Genomic DNA, 17,782 nt, shown 5'->3' on the forward strand with positions numbered 1-17,782 from the left:
TTAAAATCGAATAGAAATCAGGAGAAGGCGTCATGCCAAAGGGAATGCCTACCCCAGAATCAGTATGGGATGGCGACATCAGTTTTTTTTCGATTGACACTGACGTCATTCAAGCGGCCGGATATCACTTTGAAACTGGCGCGCTCCATCAACTTCACAAGCAACTCCCATCCAGCATGGGGTTACAGCTAACAGACATTGTTGCCACTGAAGTCATCGCACACCAGATGAAGGCTGTGTCAAAGTCTGTACAAGAATTCAAAAGCGCTTCAGCGAATCTAAAACGTAGAGCTGATCTGCCGATGAATCAAATCGACGATCTGTTTGTTGGACTCGATCCAGAAGAAGCATCGCGGATTTTTTTTCGCAAGCGGGTGGAAGACTACGCTGATAGGTGTGGGGGTGGGATTTTAGAGACTGAAGGTGACGGTATTCTGACCGAAGTATTTCGCAGATACTTTAATGCCATACCTCCATTCGAGCCCAACGCTTCGAAAAAAGCAGAGTTCCCCGACGCTGCTGCACTACTGGTACTAGAGTCTTTCGCAGAAGAAAACGAAACGTTGGGAATAGTAGTATCAAACGACGGTGGCTGGCACAACTTTGCAGCCAGTTCTGAGTATCTGTATTGCGCAAGATCATTGGATGAACTAACTAAGCTATTCATCGCGACGAGCGATGTGTCTACAAAAATTAAAGCGGCAATTCTGGACTCAATCAATGATCGCCAATCGCGATTGCGTATGCAGCTCAGTGATGAACTAAAAAACCACATCGACGACGCAACTTGGTTTGTAGGATTGCTTACAACTGACGTGGGTTCAAGTATTGATGGTGAGGTTACTGATACTCACTTAGCTGATCACGAAATCATTGTCGAACGAACCGATGTGTGGATGGATGAGGAGGATCCGACGAAGTGGTTAATCGAGGTGACAGCATCAATCAAAGTGGATGTGACGATAGACGTCATAACCTTTGGATGGGATGTTTACGATCGAGACGAAGCTAGACTCAGTAACGACAGCGTAGACAGAGTAATTGACGTCGACATCACAGCATTCCTCACCTGCACGGATGTGAACGCCGCATCAGCTCCTCAGGATTGGGAGGTGGAAATCGATATCGCCCCCGGTATTTATACTGTTGATGTCGGAGAAGTGAAGGCTTTCCCTTGGGATGAATAGCTCCTACTGCACGTAATTAACCTTCCCACACCCTAATAAAACCAGCCATGCGGCAGGGTGCTCGACGTAACAGGAACCACCGTAACTCATTGATTTAAATGCTTAAAGCACCTTCCTTGTAATCAGTAGGTCCCGGGTTCGACTCCTGGTGCCGGCACCATACAAAACAAAGCCCCTGCAGAAATGCAGGGGCTTTGTTGTTTCTGGGCGTTTATATCCTTAGCCGCGTTTCAGCTTCAGTAGAAATAGCGCACCTCCTCCGCACATGTCGATCAAATCGCCAGACGCCCTTCTCCCACAAAGCACGGCTTTTACCCAAAACGCTCAAATTTGCGCTTTTATGCCAAATTATGAACTGGCAATAATTATGGCGTGCCCATAAAAAGTGTAATTGCATGAGCAGCGTTTCTCAGCTCACTGAACCGGCGGAGTCAATGGCAACGCGGTTTCCCAGTCCAAGAGTGCTTGAAGCCTCGACGCTTTGTTTCTCCGCCGCAGAGGGCAGCATCTGCGTTACGCGAGCGGCCTCACCGGCCTTCATCTGACGTACAGACTCCAGTAAGTCCTGCTGGAATTGCTCCAATTCAACGACCATCGCTGATCTCCTCGTTTTGTTGCTTAAGGACAAGTCGTAACCGACAAAACACATGCCGCGAAATCTTGAGAAATCTGCTGTAACGAGAAGCCAAGCAAAGCCACTACTGGCCACAATTGCTCGCCTGCTACTCCCCAAGCTACCGTCAAACCCGTCGCTGCCAATTCAGCGACCGGGCCTGATAACCCGGGTAAGATACAGGCGCACTAGCGCCCCAACTCACGTTTGCCGGCGCATTTTTTGTGTCTGCCTTACTGTGCAATGGCGGCTGTGCGTGGGAGACCTTCGGGTCTGCCGGGTTCCTGTATCTCCGGTTTCTCAGCCTGCGCATAGCTGCCACCTTTTCGCCTGAGAACGAAATAGCAGCTCTCATTTGATACAGGGAGTTCACAAATGAAAGCCATTGATCCGTCAGCACACCGGTCACTTCACGCCCGTCCATCTCGAACGGCAGGTGAAGCGAAATGACCAACTACCTCGATTTGAAAACCCCAGGCCTCACGCACTTTTCCTTCCAAGCCAATCAAGCGATGTTTCGCACCAATCGTGGTGTTCCAGTAATAGCCGCTCTCTCGCACGCCTCTCACTTGCTTCACATCTCCAAGCTACTGACCGCTGACTCCACAGTCTCGCGCGAGACTGACCTTCATGCTTATGCCTCGCAGTATCTGCAGGAGTTAAGCAAGGCGCTGATCGATGATGTCGTGAAAGTGATGGATGCGCCGCCGGACAAGCCGTTGATGTAAACACCGGTGTAAGGCCCTCGCTGATACGAGGGCTTTTTGCGTTTCAGACCTGACTGATTTCAAACACAAACGAAATCTTCTGCTGACTCGCACTCCACACATACCGCAAATGCTTGCCCTGCTTCGGAATCGATACCGCCGGCGGCCGAAACGCAGCGATGCATTCGTGGCCCGGCAAGCGGACGCTGTTGTAGAGCAATCCCCACGACTCGGTTTCGCGCAGTTGTCGGGCGAAAACCTGTGACGGCCCATAAGCCTCAGGATCCGGATTGTGCAGTTCGGGGTGATCGTGACGAATGTCGTGCAACGGTTTAACCACCCGATTGACGTAAGTGCGCATGGTCAACTCAAGATCCGCTTCCTGGGTCGCCGCAAGAAATCGCTCCTGGTGATAACAAGTCTCAGCGATGGCCGCAGCCTGGCTGCTCGCAGCGTAGTAAACGCCGAAGGTGCCATCGCAGAAACGACTGCGTTTGCCGATGTGGGTAAACGCAGCCATCACCGGAGTCGAACCGGGACCGGAAAGTCGATCTTCGGGACGCACTCGGGCGAGAACCCCAGCTTGTTCAATCAGCCGATCATTGGTCAGCGCTTCAATCGCGTAGGCAACTTCCAGGTCTTCGGGATCGAGCACGTCTTCGAACAGCGCAATCGGCGGGAAGCTGCTGTTGACGATCCGGTAGGCTCGCGGCCACGGCACATCAACCAAATCGGGCGCCTTCAACCGCGCACCCCATCGAGGTAGCGGCGTACATCGGCGATATCGACCACGCGCCCGGCCAGCATGTAATCCAGCGCCGTTTGCCCATTGAACGGCGCCGCCGTGTTAGGGCTGCTGACCCACGTGTAAGCGCGCTCGCGGCTGTTGCTGAAGATGATGCTCAACGCCTTGTGAATACCCATCAGGTAGGAGATGCGCTCAAGGGTGTCGTTAGGCAGACGTATGTTCGGCAGATGTTTGTATTTGTAGAACGTGGTGTTACCAACGCCGCCGAGTAATGTGCGTTGCTGCTCTGCGCTGCAGCCCCAACGCTCCATAAGGTTGAAGAAGAACTTCAGCGCAACGCGGCCGGCTTCGGGGGCGTCGAGTTGTTCACGAGGGCTTATGGCCTGCGATGAGGTGGGCATGTGGCCGCCTCCTTGATTAGGTACCTGAATATGAGCGTAGTACAGATACGGACGCAAATTAATTTTTAATACATAAGCGAATAATAATTCCGCTAGATATCGGCGACAAAAATCCATCTCACGCACCAAAACCACACACTTTTTTTGACCCCCATCACCCCCACGTCACCAAAAACCCCGATCCTGTGTCAGCCTCCAGCCATCGGCGGAGACATCGATTCGCTACTAAACCCGCGACAACTATGCTCAGGTACAGGAATATAGCCAGCATATGGCGCCTGACCGGCAGTCTCGTAAACAACAATACCCAGCCCACTTTAGAGGGCATTACCCATGGATAGCAGAACCTTACGCAACCTCATGCGCATCGTGCAGACCGGCTCTTTGTCGGCCGCAGCCGAGCATTCGTGCCTGACTGTGCAGGCGTTGGCCGCGCAGTTGAACAAGGTCGAAGAGCAGTTCGGTTTCCGCTTGTTTCGACGTTCCAACAAAGGGCTGACGCTGACGCCGCAAGGCACCGAGCTCACGCCTTATATGGACAAAGTGCTGATTGCCACGCGACAGATGGAAGAAAAGGTCGAGGCGCTGAAAGTGCCGGGGCAGCGGACGTTGAAGGTTGCGTTGAACAATACCTTATCAACTGACTTCAACCGGCGAATGATTGGACGCCTGATCGAGGTGTTTCCCGATTATCAGATGGAATTCAGCTATGCCGAGTCGATGGAAAACCTCAGCAAGCTGAAAAATGAGGACTTTGACCTTGCGGTGCTGATCGGCCCACAGCGGCCGGGATTGCCGAGCATTGTCTTGCCGGATGTGCAGGTACAAGTAGTCGGCGCGCATTGCGGTCAGGAAAACGATCCGCTGACGTTGCTGGGCAACAAGTTTCAGGTGCGTCCTGCAGAAGATTGTCCGTATTCCCACAGCTTTCTGCGTTTTCTCGACGCTGGGCTGGGCAATCACGAGAACGGCCAGCGCATGGTCTATTCGTGCAGTGAAACGTTGACGCTGTCGCTGATCACGCAGATGGACGCGGTCGGCATGGTTTCGCGTGAGGCCGCGCAAAAGAACGGCCTGACGATTTTCCCAGGTTTCGAGGATTTCCTCGAAGTGCGCCTGGCGGTGAACAATCCGGAGTTGTCGAGCCAGGCGTTGAGTGATGTCGTCGATCTACCGCTACATGAACGAGCCGAGCGCAATGTACGCAGCCGTCCCAACCGCCACACTGAGAAAGAGGTTTTTGCTGAAATACGCACATAACAACGTCGGAATTGCGGCATAGAATTCCGGGCGATCGAGCTGTATGTGCTGATCCTTGATCAACAAGGGTGTCAGGCTGATCGCAGCGACGATCGCCACCGGCAAGTATTCCAGCGCCCGCGCAATAAACGGCGGCCAGTGCTCGGTGTTGACTTGCAGGGGCAAGGCGCGCGGCAGGAAAGTCACGGCCATCATCAGCGCGACCACCAGAATCAGAAACGTTTGGTCAGGCATACACCCACTCCGCAGCCCACAAACGTGGCGATAAACACATTGAACGGCGAACTGCCGACCAGACTCAACGCGCCCATGCACAGCACAGCGGCCGCAGCGGCAATGAGTTTGTTGCGCGTGTTGCACAGCGACACCAGCACGTAGAGCATCATCGCGGTCAGGGCGTAGTCGAGCTGATATTTGATCAGGTGCGCGGCATATTGCGCGCAGACCGCGCCGAGCAAACCGCCGAGCACCCACGAGGTGTGGCAGAACAGATTGAAGCCGATCAGATAACGCACATTGACCGGCGCACCCGTGCCGAGTTTGACGCTGTGGAACGCGAAGGATTCATCCGTCAGGCCACCGGCATAGGCCCAGCGCTCCATGCGACTCAAACCGAGTGCGCGCAGGGCCTTGGCCATGTACACCGACATCAACATGTGCCGCGCGTTGATCAGGAACGTGGTCAGTACAATGGTGGTCAGCGATGCACCGCTGGAGATCAGCGCCAGCGCGGCGAATTGTGAAGCGCCGGCATACACGAACAGACACATCGCCACCGGCAGCCACATCGGCAGGCCGGCGTTGACAGCCATCAGCCCGAACACGAATGACACCGTGAAGTAGCCGGCGACAACCGGGCTGGCTTCGGCAAACGTGCGCGATGGCTGATGAGCAGCCATCAGCGGCGCACTGCCGGACGTTTCATTCATAGATCCCTCTCAAATGTCCGTTCGCCGTGGGGTTCGCAAAAACCCTGGGCAGTCCAAAAACGCTTGCCCGCGAGGTTAGCATCGTCGACGAACAGAAACATCCGCAACACACCGACACGCTTCATGTCGGAAGACGCTGCTTCAACCAGACGTTGACCGACACCCTGGCTGCGATAGCGCGGGCTGACGGCCAGATGATTGATGGTGCCGCGACTGCCGAGCATGCCGCCAAGCACCGCGCCGACGATTTCGCCGGCGATGTCGAAGGCGAGATAGGCCGTGGTGGTTTTCTGGATCAGCACGCCGCGCAGGCACTTGGCGTCCTGCCATTCGCAGAAGGACACTTCGTCGAACTGACGGAAGAAGCGCTCCATGCGCTGCGCGTCCTTGGCCGTGGCGCGGCGCAGCACCACCGGCGTCGAGCACTCGACGCCGTCGATTGGGGTGATCTGATTAGCGAACAATGTCGAAAGCGGTCCCGGGCCGCGAGAAGGAAATCGCCAGAATCTGCCGGTACGCCATGGCATGGGTGTGCGTGTTGCGCGCAGGCGTCACGTAGTGGCGCATGTCGCGGTCGAGGAAGTAGGTGGTGTCGAGTATTTCCTCGTAGGTGGTCGACGCCAGTTGATGCTCGTGGACGTCGTACAGACGACTCTCCGCACCCTCGACGTTATTGCGGCCCCAGAAGTGCACACCGCTGAATGGGTAGCCGTCGCAGTGAATCCCTTCAGGGGTAATTTCCAGTTGTTTGCCGGGTTTGATCTCGATGCGGATCTGATGGATCTGGCACTGCCAGATTTCATCGTGCAGCTCTTCCGGCAGCACGCTTTTGTACACTTCGAAATCGGTGTCGATCAGGCTGCGCATCACCGGCGAAGTTATCACTTCATCGGAGAAATCCTGGAAGTGCCGCACCAGACCACCGACATAGGCGTTGTTTTCTTTCGACTGCACGTAGGCGCGATGCTCGAGTTGCTTCAACTCGCGAGTCTTGGGGTTGTACTCGAAGTCGCTGTAACGACGGTAACGCATGCCGGCTTCGGCCTGACCGTAGTAACTGTCAGGCTCCATGTTTTCCCAACTTTTGGTCAGTCTGACGAAGTCGGCAAAATGACCGTAGAGATTGAAGTCACCACCCTGGACGTTGACATATTTGTCGCGCCGTAGCGATTCGCCCACTTCTCTGTTCAAAACGATCATTACCAAATTCTCCGCTGCGTTGAGCGGCCTAATCTATTAGGTGGAGAATTTGCGTCCATGAGAAAGAATTTCAGGCATTTAAAGCCCTGTTTGAAACGGCGTTTGCAGCCACTTAAAAACAACTTTTACATGACAAAACCACGGGTTTTTTCCGGTTTTCATCGAAAAACCGTCGAAAAAAAACCCCGAACCAGTCGGGGTTTTTCTCATGTTTCTTACACTTGATCAGGCATCAGAAGATGTTGATCGGGTAGTCCACGAATACACGCAGTTCGTTACCGCTGACGTTGTACTCGCTGGATTTCTGCGAAACACGCAGGATCGAGCTGCGCAATTTCACGCTCAGGTCTTTGGCCGGGCCAGACTGCACGACGTACTTGAACTGGTTGAAGATTTCGCGCTCGGTGCCGCCTTCGCTGGTGGACGTGGTGATGTTGTCGCCACGCACATAAGCGAAGTTGTAGCTCAGGCCCGGTACGCCGAATGCGCCGAAGTCGAGGCCGTAGCCCAATTGCCAGCTGCGCTCGTCTTCAGCGTTGAAGTCGGACCAGTAGGAGTTGGCCAGGTAGATGGAGTTACCGCCGTCACCAACACGACCTTGATCTTTCTGGTAACCGCCGTAGGCGTAACCGAGGTTGCTGTCGCCGGTGGAACGCTGGTGCGCCACGGTGAACGAGTGCGGGCCGGTAGCGAAGGTTGCAGCCAGGCTCCAGATCTTATTGTCGCGACCGGTCACGATGCTCTCGCCCGGAACGGTGTTTTCGCGCACGTACGAGCTGTCCAGCTTGGTGCGATAACCGTTGAAGTCCAGGGTCAGCGACTGATCCTTGTTGAACGGCAACACGTAGTTGGCGTTCACGTATTGTTTCTTCAATACGTCTTCGACGTCGGAAGCGTACAACGCACCTTTGAAGTTCTCGGTGAACTGGTAGCTACCGCCCAACACGTTGATCGACTTCAGACCACCGCTGTCACGGCCTTCGTCGCTCTTGCGCGATTCGGCAGTGAAACGACCGGCGTTCAGTTCCAGGCCTTTGATCTCTTTGGAAGTGATCAGGGTACCGGTGTAGCTTTCCGGCAGCAGACGCACATTGTCGTAGCTCAGCACCGGCAGGGCCGGCATCTGGTCGCCGTAGGTCAACACGGTGTTGGAGAAGCGGAACTTCACCGCAGCACCGCCCTTCGCTATGTCATGGTTCGCGCGACCGTCATTTTCTTGCTTGAAGAAGTCGATACCACCGGCGCCGCTGCGGCCCTTGCCGCCGTCCAGACGCAGTGCGTACAGACCGAAAGCGTCAACACCGACACCCACGGTGCCTTGGGTGAAGCCGGACGAGAACGTACCGATGGCCGCTTGGCCCCACTCGGCCTTGTCTTTGTTACCGTTTTTGTAATCACGATTGATGTAGGCATTGCGCAACAGCACTTTGAGGCTGCTGTCTTCAACAAAACCCTTGGACTCGGCCTGGTCGTTAGCCATGGCCTGAGTGGCGCTCAACATCCCCAGTGCGATCAGACTGATTCGCTTGTTCAACATTTTGTTTTCCTTATTACGGGTTGAAACGCGCTGTGTCGAACGGCGGAAACGGCGCTATTGCACTCTTTTATTCACCCCGAAACAAAAAGGCCCGCCCACGACAATGTCATGGCGGGCCTGCTCCTTATTTTGAGTCATGGCGGTTGGCCACAGGCGTTGGGCCGAATCGTAGCCGCGCCCTCAACAATGTGTCAATTTCAAGAATCGTCTTTAAATAGGTAAAAATCGTCTAAGAAACGTAAATTTTGCGCTGAGTCCTTGCTTGGAATTGACAGCAGCCAGTGAATCCAGCGCGTGTCAGTGACAGCCGTCGAGGTCACATAACGTAGGAGATTCGCCGGTTTTTTCGATGCCGCTCACCTGCTCAAGCCATTGCGCAAAGGCTTGTGGCTTGCCCAGCCAGGGACTGATGTCGACCAAGGTGAATTGCCCGTCCTGCTCGAGTGCGAGGGTTGGAAAACCCTGTCCCCCAAGCTGAGCCAGAAATCCGCGCGTGGCTTTTATATGCGGTTCTGGATCAACCGCTTTAAATGCGACATGGAAGTCCTCTTCGGCGTAACCCGCCTCAATGGCCAGTTCCATGAGCACCGATTCGTCGGCGATGCGCCGCCCTTCCAAATAATGCGCGGTCTGCAAACGCCCGAGCATCTGCAGGCCGCGAGCATCGATAGCCTGCGCCGCCATGACGGCAGCAATGGGTGGCGTTGAATCGAAGACGGCCGAGTGATCGCGCAACAACCCTTCGAAATACGCCTCACCGAAAGGCTGCCCGGTGTATTCGGCGATACGTCGATCATGAGGCATGACGTAATCGCGCAGTTGTGGGGAAACACGCTGGCGGTTGGCGCCACTCATCATGCCCCCAGCATGGGCGATCACCGGCAGCACCTGTTGCGCGGCTTCAACCAGCGGCTTGGCGCCATAACACCAGCCACACAACGGGTCGTAAATGTAATGAAGAATCATGGGAAAGCTCCGGCAGAAAATCAGGAAAATCGATGGCGGCAGATTAGTCCCCGCACACATGCGGAAAAACGCCGGAATGGCTTTCAGTCTGTTTCGCGAATCGGTCGAATTGTCTGGTCGGTCAGATTGCGTCGAACCAGACACAAATTGAAACAATCAGACAAGGGAACTTATAAGGAATAATTAACGGAAGTAAATGCAAAGCATTACCATTCGCGCGATCGAATTCTTCCACCCTTTCGGATGCGCTGTTCAATGCCTGCCCCGTTCCGTCTTACGCCCGTCACTCTTGGGCTTTCTGCTTTTCTGTCCAGTGGTTTTGCCTATTCGGCGACCGAGTTACCCGCCACCGCGATCAGCGCCGAAGCGCAAGCCGACGACCCTCGGGTGAAGCTCAGCAGCACCGCGACGCGCACTTCAACACCGGTGCGTTATGTGCCGCAGGCGATTGATTCGATCAAGACCGCCAACGTCGCCAACTACGGCACCAATGATATTGCTGACGCCTTGAGCGGCATGCCCAACGTCAGCAGCAGCGCCGACACTCGCTTCGACAGCCTGCGCATCCGCGGCTTCGATGCCAGCAACGACTTCTATCTGGACGGCATCCGCGACGACAGCCAGTACAAGCGCGACCTGCACAACATCGAACGCGTCGAAGTGCTCAAAGGCCCGGCCGCCGTGCTGTATGGTCGCGGCAGTCAGGGCGGGATCGTCAACCGCGTGAGCAAAATGCCGGAGTTCGGCCGCCGCTCGACCATCGAAGCCCAGGCTGGCAGCGAAGATTTGCGCAGCCTTTACGCCGACCTCAGCACCGACCCGAGCGAAAACATCAGCCTGCGCCTGAACATGGGCAACATGGATGAAAACAGCTTCCGCGACGGTGTCAGCGGCAATCGCCAACTGTTCGCGCCGTCTATGAGCTGGCAATTGACGCCGGATCTGAACTGGTTGGTGCAGTACGAATACAGCCGCTATAACCGCACGCCGGATCGCGGCATCCCCGGCGTCAACGGGCGTCCGGCGGATGTCGGTCGGGACACGACCTACGGCAACGATCACGACTTCATCGACGACAAGTCGCAATCGCTACGCTCGAAACTCACTTACGAAATCAACGACAACTGGCAACTGCGCCAGACCCTCGGCGTGTTCAAGCTCGACAGCGACTTCGACAACACTTACCTCACCGGTTACACGCCGGCGACCAACAAGGTCACACGCCAGCACTGGCAGCAGGATCTGACGACACGCAACGTTTACAACAACGTTGAACTGGAAGGTGGTTTCGATACGTTCGGCCTTGAGCATCGCCTGTTGACCGGGATCGAGATCGGCAGCCAGCGCCGCGATCCAACGCTGTACAACGCCGCCACCGGCAGAACGCCCGGCGCGCAGCCTGTGCCGTCGCTCGACCTGTACAACCCGAACCGCGATCTGCGCCACACCGGCAGCATGCAGGTCTCGAGCAGCAGCCACACCGAAGTCGAAAGCCGTGCGGTGTACGTGCAGGATCAACTGCGCCTGAACGACCAATGGCAACTGCTTGCCGGTCTGCGTTACGACACCTTCGATATCGAGTCGACCAACAAGCTGCGTAACATCTCCGAAGACCGCGACAGCCACAGCACCAGCCCGCGCGTGGGTCTTGTCTGGACTCCGTTGCAGAATCACTCGTTCTACGCTTCGTGGTCGAAGACGTTTTCGCCCGTGGGTGGTGGCTTGATCGGCATCACCCCGGGTGCGGCCGGCAACACCAACGACCTCAGTCCCGAGCTGACCAAGCAGAAAGAAATCGGCGTGAAGAGCGACTGGTTCGACGATCGCTTGAGCACCACGCTGGCGGTGTATGACCTGGAACTCTACAACCGCCGTACCACCGATCCAAACGACCCGACCTTGACCGTGATGTCCGGTCTGCAACGCTCGCGCGGGATCGAGTTGACCGCCACTGGCAACATTGTCGGCAACTGGTACATGCGCGGCGGCATCGGTATGCAGGACGCGAAGATCGAGAAGGACAACAACGGCCTGGAAGGCAAACGCATCAACAACGTCGCCAAGCACAACGGCAGCCTGTTCCTGACCTGGAAACCGGAAATGGGCTGGTACGGTGAAACCGGTCTGACCCTGGTGGGTCAGCGCTACGCCGATAACGCCAACACGACGGTGTTGCCAGGTTATGGCCGTTGGGATGCCCTGGTCGGTTACCGCTTCAAGGATTGGGATTTGCGCGGGGCGCTGAACAACATCACCGACCGTGAGTATTACGCGTCGGCCACCAGCCAGTATCAGATCCAGCCAGGTGCACCACGCAGCGTCGTGATGACCGGCACCTACAGTTTCTGATTGCACACCAATCCCTGTGGGAGCGAGCCTGCTCGCGAAAGCGTCGGGTCAGTCGACATCGTCGTAACCTGATCCAGCGCATTCGCGAGCAGGCTCGCTCCCACATTGAATGGGTGTGTACAGAATAGTCGTGCATAAAAAAGCGCCGCCATCCCGGCAGCGCTTTCACCAATCCCTGTTGTTCTTCTTATCCTTCCATCACAGCCCACAACGCATCCAGTTCGGCCTCGCTGAACAGGCCAGCGGGGTAACGCTCGATCATCATCCGGCGCGGATCAGGTTGCCTGATCTGACGCGTTCCATTGGACTTCAACCAGTGCGCGACAATCTGGAGCGATTCGCCGTCAACGGCCATGGGATGCAACGTCCGCTCGCTGACTACGTTCACTTCGGCGTTCATTTCAGCGCTCTCTCCCCGTTCGTGAGCGGCTACGTTATCCAAGGTTTATGACAGAACTGTTGAAGTTCTCCCCCTCCCTAGTGCACGGGTGATGAATACAAGAGCTATGCCAAGGTTTCGCATTTGTCGACAAGCGGATACAAAGAAGCCCGCCATCCTGTCGGACTGCGGGCTTCAGCTGATGCATAGCGAGCTAATCATTGCCCGGCCGATTTGTTAATCAACTCAAGCTGTTACAACTCAACTCACTGTTTGTGCGGCGCGGGTTGCTGCTGGGTAAGGCAGTGGATATTGCCGCCACCCAGTAACAGTTCACGGCCCGGCACCAGCACCACTTCGTGCTGCGGGAACAGCTTCTGCAGGATTTCCTTGGCCGGTGCATCCATCGGATCGTCGAAGCTCGGCGCGATGATGCCGCCATTGACGATCAGGAAGTTCACGTAGGAGCCCGCCAGGCGCACAGACGGATTGCGCTCCTGCGTGCCGTCCACCGGATCAACACCGGCACACTCTTCTTCGGTCGCGTACAGCGGCCCCGGAATCGGCATTTTGTGCACCGTGAACGGGCGACCCTTGGCGTCGGTGCTGCTTTGCAGAACTTCCATTGCCGCCTGGCAGCGCGGGTAGTTCGGATCCTGCGGATCATCGGTCCACGCCAGTAGTACTTCGCCCGGGCGCACGTAGCAGCAGAAGTTATCCACATGACCATCGGTTTCGTCGTTGAACAAACCGTCCGGCAGCCAGATGATTTTATCCACAGCCAAATTGGCGCTGAGCACCGCTTCAATTTCTTCGCGGCTCAGGTGCGGGTTGCGATTGCGGTTGAGCAGGCACTCTTCGGTGGTGATCAACGTGCCTTCGCCGTCGACGTGGATCGAACCGCCTTCGAGCACGAAACCTTCAGTGCGATAACGCTGGCTGCGCTCGATCTCGAGGATCTTGCCGCCGACCTGCGAATCACGATTCCACGGCGAGTACAGACCGCCGTCGAAGCCGCCCCAGGCGTTGAAGTCCCAGTTCACACCGCGCACTTCGCCGCTGTTGTTGATTACGAAGGTCGGGCCGCTGTCGCGCACCCAGGCGTCATCGCTGGACATCTCGACCACACGGATATTCGGCACGTCGAGACGCGCGCGGGCATTTTCGTACTGGCCGGCGGACACAGCCACGGTCACCGGTTCAAAACGCGCAATGGCTTTGGCCACAGCCGCGTGTGCGGCTTGCGCCGGTTTGCCGCCCAGACGCCAGTTGTCCGGGCGCTCGGGCCAGATCATCCAGGTCTGCGTTTGCGGCGCCCACTCGGCCGGCATGTGAAAGCCGTCGGCGCGCGGGGTACTTTTCAAGGTGGTCATCGGGATCAGGACTCCAGGGAACCGTCGAGGGTTTTCAACGCGCCGTACAGGTTCGGACGGCGGTCACGGAATGAACCCCACGCGCTGCGAATGTGTTCGAGCTCGTCGAGGTTGAAAGTGTGCACAAGAATACCTTCTTCGGTTTTATTCAGCTCCTGCACTTTTTCGCCGAACTGGTTGGCGATGAACGAAGAGCCGTAGAACGTAATGTCGTAGCCGTCCTGTTCTTCGTTGCCGATGCGGTTGCTGGCGATCAGCGGCATCAGGTTGGCACCGGCGTGACCCTGCTGCACACGCTGCCAGTGGTCGCGCGACGAAATGGTCTTGTCGTGCGGCTCACTGCCGATTGCGGTTGGATAAAAGAGGATTTCCGCGCCTTGCAACGCCATGCTGCGTGCGGCTTCCGGGAACCACTGATCCCAGCAGATGCCCACGCCGATTTTCGCGTAACGGGTGTTCCACACTTTGAATCCGGTGTCGCCCGGGTTGAAGTAATACTTCTCGTGGTAGCCCGGGCCATCCGGGATGTGGCTTTTACGATAAATCCCGAGGTTGCTGCCGTCGGCATCAATGATCGCGATGCTGTTGAAGCGTGCGCGGCCGGCCAGTTCGTAGAAGCTGATTGGCAGCACCACTTGCAGCTCTTTGGCGATTTTCTGGAAATGCTTGATGGCGACGTTTTCTTCCACGGTCGTCGCGAGCTGCAGGTAGTCCGGGTTCGGCTTCTGGCAGAAGTACGGCGCCTCGAACAGCTCCTGGATCAGGATGATTTGCGCGCCTTTGGCGGCGGCTTCGCGCACCAGCCTTTCAGCGATTTCGAGGTTGGCTTCCAGATCCCACGAACAGGCCATCTGAGTGGCGGCGACGGTAACGATACGGCTCATGAATCATCTCCGGGCAAGTGCTTTGACGGTCGACAATTCGACCGAAAAGAAAAACGCGTGCACCGGACATGAGATCACCATGCCGGAGCAATGGCGACTTTATAGCCGATAAATATCGGCTTTAGAAGCTACTAAAATGCATTTCGTCTAATTTAGCGCACATAAAGCCGATACAAATCGAATTACAACCGTACCCATGTAGGAGCTGCCGAAGGCTGCGATCTCTTGATTTTGCTCTTGAAAAACAAGATCAAAAGATCGCAGCCTTCGGCAGCTCCTACATGGGGTGAGTGTCAGACGCCCTCGGTGAGCACCCGATCCAACATGTCGACGAAGAAGTCGACACTCTGGCGTGGCGTCACCATCGGCGGTTTGATCTTGAGAATGTTCAGATCATCACCGGTCGGCTGCATGAAAATCCCCAGCTCACGCAAGCGATCGCACAGCAACGCTGTTTCCTCGGTCGCCGGCTCCAGCGTCTCGCGATTGCGGATCAACTCAAGCCCTAGATAGAACCCGGAACCATGCACCGCGCCCACCAGCGGATGTTTATCGATCAACGCTTCGAGCCGTGCCTTGAAGTGGCCACCGACCACCTGCGCGTTCTCCCAGAGTTTTTCTTCTTCCATGACATCGAGCACCGCCATGCCGATCTGGCAACTGACCGGACTGCCACCCGCTGACGAAAAGAAATAACCCTCAGCCTCCAGCGCTTCGGCAATTTCCCGGCGAGTGATGACCGCCCCCAGTGGCTGACCGTTGCCCATGCCCTTGGCCATGCAGATGATGTCCGGCACCACGCCCTGTTCTTCAAAGCCCCAGAAGAAACGGCCCATGCGCCCGTAACCAACCTGCACTTCATCGGCGATGCACACCCCGCCCTGCGCACGGACCAGCGCATACACCTGCTTTAGATACCCCGACGGCAGCGAGATACCGCCGGCATTGCCGTACACCGGTTCGCAGATGAATCCAGCCAGTTGGCGCTTCTGCTCGGCAAGTTTTTCCAGGTGATGTTCAACGCTGCGCACGTAATCCGGCGCCGAATCGAGGCCACGGAATTCCCCGCGATAAGTGTTTGGAGCAGGCACCGGATGCACCCAGTCCGGGCGACTTTCCAGGGCTCTCGGGTTATCGGCAATTGACGTTGATACCGCATCGGCGCCGACCGTCCAGCCGTGATAGGCCTCAAGCACACTGATCATGTCGCGGCCGCCGCTGTAGGCCCACGCCAGACGAATCGCCAGGTCGTTGGCCTCACTGCCGCTGTTGACCAGAAACACCCGATCCATGCCCTCCGGCGCCAGTTTCAGCAAGCGTTCGGAAAACTCGGCGACCGCCGCATAGTTGAACCGCGAGTTGGTGTTGAGCAGTGACCACTGGCGCGCAGCGACCGCCGCCATGCGCGGGTGACCGTGACCGAGCACCGCAACGTTGTTGAGCATGTCCAGATAGGAGCGGCCCTGCATATCGATCAGATGATTGCGCCAGCCACGTTCGATGCGCGGCGGGTCGACGTAGTAGTGTTTTTGCGTGCGGGCGAAACTGCCATCGCGGCGTTCGAGCAGGGTTTTCGCGTCCAGCTCCGGCTCCGCATCGCAGGCCAGCCCCAACAAAGCGGCCGGCGAAGGGCACAGCGCCTGCCACGCCGCGGCATGCGCCGGGGTGCAAAACAACGGCGCATTGAGTTGCGCGCCCCGACACAACTGCACCCGCAACGGGCCGCTGACCGCGCCCAGCACCTGTCCTTTGACCAGCGCCGCGCCGCTGTGCAGCGAAGGTGTCACGCCCCACAGCCGCACGCTGAGTTGCGGGCCATCCAGTTGCAACACACCGTCTGCGGCCTGATGCACGACGCCAGCGAACGGCGCCTCCACGGCGGTACCATCGGGCACACGCAATTCCACATGCAGCGGGAAGGTGTCCGGTTCAACGGCACTGTCGGGACGAGTGCGCGACAAACGGTACTGACCATAACGGCTTGCCGCCAAACCATGCGCCACAGCCGCTTCAGTCAGCAGCCGCTGGTCGATACCCTCCTGCTCCCAATTGCCAGCGTCGAAATGCGGACTCAGCACGCCAAGATCGATCAGCGCAAATTCGTGTCCGACCAGACCGGGCAACAATGGCGCAAAACCTTCACTTTCAATGGCCGGCAAAGCCTGTCCCAGCGCCGCCAGAATCGCCGCCTCCATCAGCGCCTGAGGCACCGATGTAGCCACGCGGAAAATTTCCCACTCATGGGTAAGGTTGTCACGACTGTAAGTATTCGCCGGGTCGATGCTGACCTGTTGCTCGCCACTGAGCACCAGCACCGCCGCGCGCGCCACGATCAAAGGCCACAGTGCTTGCAACTCTTCGTGTTGCAGTGGGTTGACCGCGTGGTAAGCCTGAACCGCCGGCAAGATGACAAACGGATCACCACCAGCGTGATGCAGCAACGCCGCACACGTTACCGACAGATCGGTGATGCGCCACGTGCGCACCAGATCGCCGAAGTCGATCACACCCTGCAACTGCCAGTGACGCTGGGCATCGCGCGCCCAAACGGCATTGTCATCGGTGATGTCCATGTGAATCGCCTGCACGGGCAGATTGGCCAGCAACGGCTGCAAGCGGCGCTCGGCCTGAGCGGCGGCATCGGCGATCAATGTACGTTGCTGCTCGTCCTTGATGACCGGCAGCAAATGGCTGATCAACGCACTGGCGTGGCGCGCATCCCATTGCAGCGTGCGCTCAAGGCCGGGATGGTCGAAACCGGCCAGTGCCAGATCCATCTCACCGCAGAGCCGGCCAAACTTGGCCACCACGTCATGGCTCAGGTGACCGAGATGGGTCAGCGGCTGACCCTCGATGTAATCGAGCAGACGCACATGCACCGCTTCGCCACCGACTGGCAGCGACAACAGATCTTCACCGCTATTGGCCGCTATTACCCGTGGCACCTTCACGGCCGAGTGCTCTGCCAGAAACTTGAGGCCGGCGTGCTGAGCCTGCAGTTCCACGAGGGCGTAATCGCCACGACAGATCTTCAACACAAAGCGCCCGCGCGGACTGTCGACGCGAAAATTCAGATCCTGCTGGCTGCCGAGCGCCTGCAACGTGCCGCTGAGCCCGTAATGTTCCGCCAGCCATTGCCGGGCCCGCTCTGCAGAAACCTGCGGGCTGGGCAAACTGGCGCGATGAATCAACGTGGCGAGCGGCATGAAACGACCCCTGAAATTTTATTAGGCGCCTATATCGCCATTG

16 protein-coding genes and 1 pseudogene are annotated in these 17,782 nt (G+C 57.1%); 4 read left to right on the forward strand and 13 right to left on the reverse strand.

Annotated elements, in window-relative coordinates:
* The first annotated feature begins 32 nt into the window (after positions 1-32).
* The gene (locus ACIF4X_RS02505; RefSeq protein WP_397480787.1) at positions 33-1,187 is read left to right on the forward strand and encodes a PIN domain-containing protein; all 1,155 of its coding nucleotides are present in this window, start codon (positions 33-35) and stop codon (positions 1,185-1,187) included.
* A 451-nt stretch (positions 1,188-1,638) separates the two neighbouring features.
* Here ACIF4X_RS02505 and ACIF4X_RS02510 read toward each other — a convergent pair.
* Positions 1,639-1,782 (reverse strand): annotated as a pseudogene (locus tag ACIF4X_RS02510) (transcriptional regulator); the annotation flags it as partial.
* 464 nt (positions 1,783-2,246) lie between these two features.
* Here ACIF4X_RS02510 and ACIF4X_RS02515 point away from each other — a divergent pair.
* Positions 2,247-2,528, forward strand: coding sequence for a DUF3077 domain-containing protein (locus tag ACIF4X_RS02515; protein ID WP_397480788.1), 282 nt, complete (start codon positions 2,247-2,249; stop codon positions 2,526-2,528).
* Positions 2,529-2,571: 43 nt separating this feature from the next.
* On the opposite strand, the gene ACIF4X_RS02520 is transcribed toward ACIF4X_RS02515, so the two are convergent.
* Together ACIF4X_RS02520 and ACIF4X_RS02525 are read right to left on the reverse strand one after the other, a co-directional pair.
* On the reverse strand, positions 2,572-3,237 hold the full coding sequence (locus ACIF4X_RS02520) for an RES family NAD+ phosphorylase (protein WP_397480928.1): 666 nt from the start codon (positions 3,235-3,237) through the stop codon (positions 2,572-2,574).
* 11 nt (positions 3,238-3,248) lie between these two features.
* A complete protein-coding gene (locus tag ACIF4X_RS02525) occupies positions 3,249-3,656 on the reverse strand; it encodes an antitoxin Xre-like helix-turn-helix domain-containing protein (RefSeq protein ID WP_397480789.1) in 408 nt (135 codons plus the stop codon).
* A gap of 333 nt (positions 3,657-3,989) precedes the next feature.
* Between ACIF4X_RS02525 and ACIF4X_RS02530 the strand changes: the two genes are divergently transcribed.
* Positions 3,990-4,916, forward strand: a complete 927-nt coding sequence (locus ACIF4X_RS02530) for a LysR family transcriptional regulator (RefSeq protein ID WP_397480790.1) — start codon at positions 3,990-3,992, stop codon at positions 4,914-4,916.
* Here ACIF4X_RS02530 and ACIF4X_RS02535 read toward each other — a convergent pair.
* The 6 genes from ACIF4X_RS02535 to ACIF4X_RS02560 form a co-directional block, all read right to left on the reverse strand.
* On the reverse strand, positions 4,833-5,150 hold the full coding sequence (locus tag ACIF4X_RS02535) for an AzlD domain-containing protein (RefSeq protein WP_007909127.1): 318 nt from the start codon (positions 5,148-5,150) through the stop codon (positions 4,833-4,835). The two genes, ACIF4X_RS02530 and ACIF4X_RS02535, sit on opposite strands and share 84 nt — an antisense overlap.
* Positions 5,129-5,845 carry an AzlC family ABC transporter permease gene (locus ACIF4X_RS02540; protein WP_397480791.1) on the reverse strand — a complete coding sequence of 239 codons (717 nt, stop codon included), beginning with the start codon at positions 5,843-5,845 and terminating at the stop codon, positions 5,129-5,131. Before ACIF4X_RS02540 ends, ACIF4X_RS02535 begins: the two co-directional genes overlap by 22 nt.
* Positions 5,842-6,219 carry an N-acetyltransferase gene (locus ACIF4X_RS02545; protein WP_007909123.1) on the reverse strand — a complete coding sequence of 126 codons (378 nt, stop codon included), beginning with the start codon at positions 6,217-6,219 and terminating at the stop codon, positions 5,842-5,844. Before ACIF4X_RS02545 ends, ACIF4X_RS02540 begins: the two co-directional genes overlap by 4 nt.
* A gap of 79 nt (positions 6,220-6,298) precedes the next feature.
* The gene (locus ACIF4X_RS02550; RefSeq protein WP_397480792.1) at positions 6,299-7,045 is read right to left on the reverse strand and encodes a 2OG-Fe dioxygenase family protein; all 747 of its coding nucleotides are present in this window, start codon (positions 7,043-7,045) and stop codon (positions 6,299-6,301) included.
* A gap of 232 nt (positions 7,046-7,277) precedes the next feature.
* On the reverse strand, positions 7,278-8,582 hold the full coding sequence (locus ACIF4X_RS02555; protein WP_397480793.1) for an OprD family porin: 1,305 nt from the start codon (positions 8,580-8,582) through the stop codon (positions 7,278-7,280).
* A gap of 297 nt (positions 8,583-8,879) precedes the next feature.
* Positions 8,880-9,548 carry a DsbA family protein gene (locus ACIF4X_RS02560; protein ID WP_397480794.1) on the reverse strand — a complete coding sequence of 223 codons (669 nt, stop codon included), beginning with the start codon at positions 9,546-9,548 and terminating at the stop codon, positions 8,880-8,882.
* Positions 9,549-9,803: 255 nt separating this feature from the next.
* On the opposite strand from ACIF4X_RS02560, the gene ACIF4X_RS02565 reads away from it, so the two are divergent.
* Entirely contained in the window at positions 9,804-11,897 is a 2,094-nt protein-coding gene (locus ACIF4X_RS02565) for a TonB-dependent receptor (protein WP_397480795.1), read from the forward strand.
* A gap of 187 nt (positions 11,898-12,084) precedes the next feature.
* Here ACIF4X_RS02565 and ACIF4X_RS02570 read toward each other — a convergent pair whose 3' ends face one another.
* The 4 genes from ACIF4X_RS02570 to ACIF4X_RS02585 form a co-directional block, all read right to left on the reverse strand.
* Positions 12,085-12,297 (reverse strand): hypothetical protein, encoded by a 213-nt coding sequence (locus ACIF4X_RS02570; RefSeq protein WP_397480796.1) that lies wholly within the window; start codon positions 12,295-12,297, stop codon positions 12,085-12,087.
* Positions 12,298-12,542: 245 nt separating this feature from the next.
* Positions 12,543-13,649: an agmatine deiminase gene (aguA, locus tag ACIF4X_RS02575; RefSeq protein WP_397480797.1), complete on the reverse strand. Its 1,107-nt coding sequence runs from the start codon at positions 13,647-13,649 to the stop codon at positions 12,543-12,545.
* Positions 13,650-13,654: 5 nt separating this feature from the next.
* A complete protein-coding gene (aguB, locus tag ACIF4X_RS02580; protein WP_034151905.1) occupies positions 13,655-14,533 on the reverse strand; it encodes an N-carbamoylputrescine amidase in 879 nt (292 codons plus the stop codon).
* A gap of 293 nt (positions 14,534-14,826) precedes the next feature.
* Complete coding sequence (locus ACIF4X_RS02585; RefSeq protein ID WP_397480798.1) at positions 14,827-17,739, reverse strand: aminotransferase; 2,913 nt, start codon at positions 17,737-17,739, stop codon at positions 14,827-14,829.
* Between the last annotated feature and the right edge of the window lie 43 nt (positions 17,740-17,782).

The organism is Pseudomonas sp. NPDC085632, assembly GCF_044541255.1.
Classification (GTDB): Bacteria; Pseudomonadota; Gammaproteobacteria; order Pseudomonadales; family Pseudomonadaceae; genus Aquipseudomonas.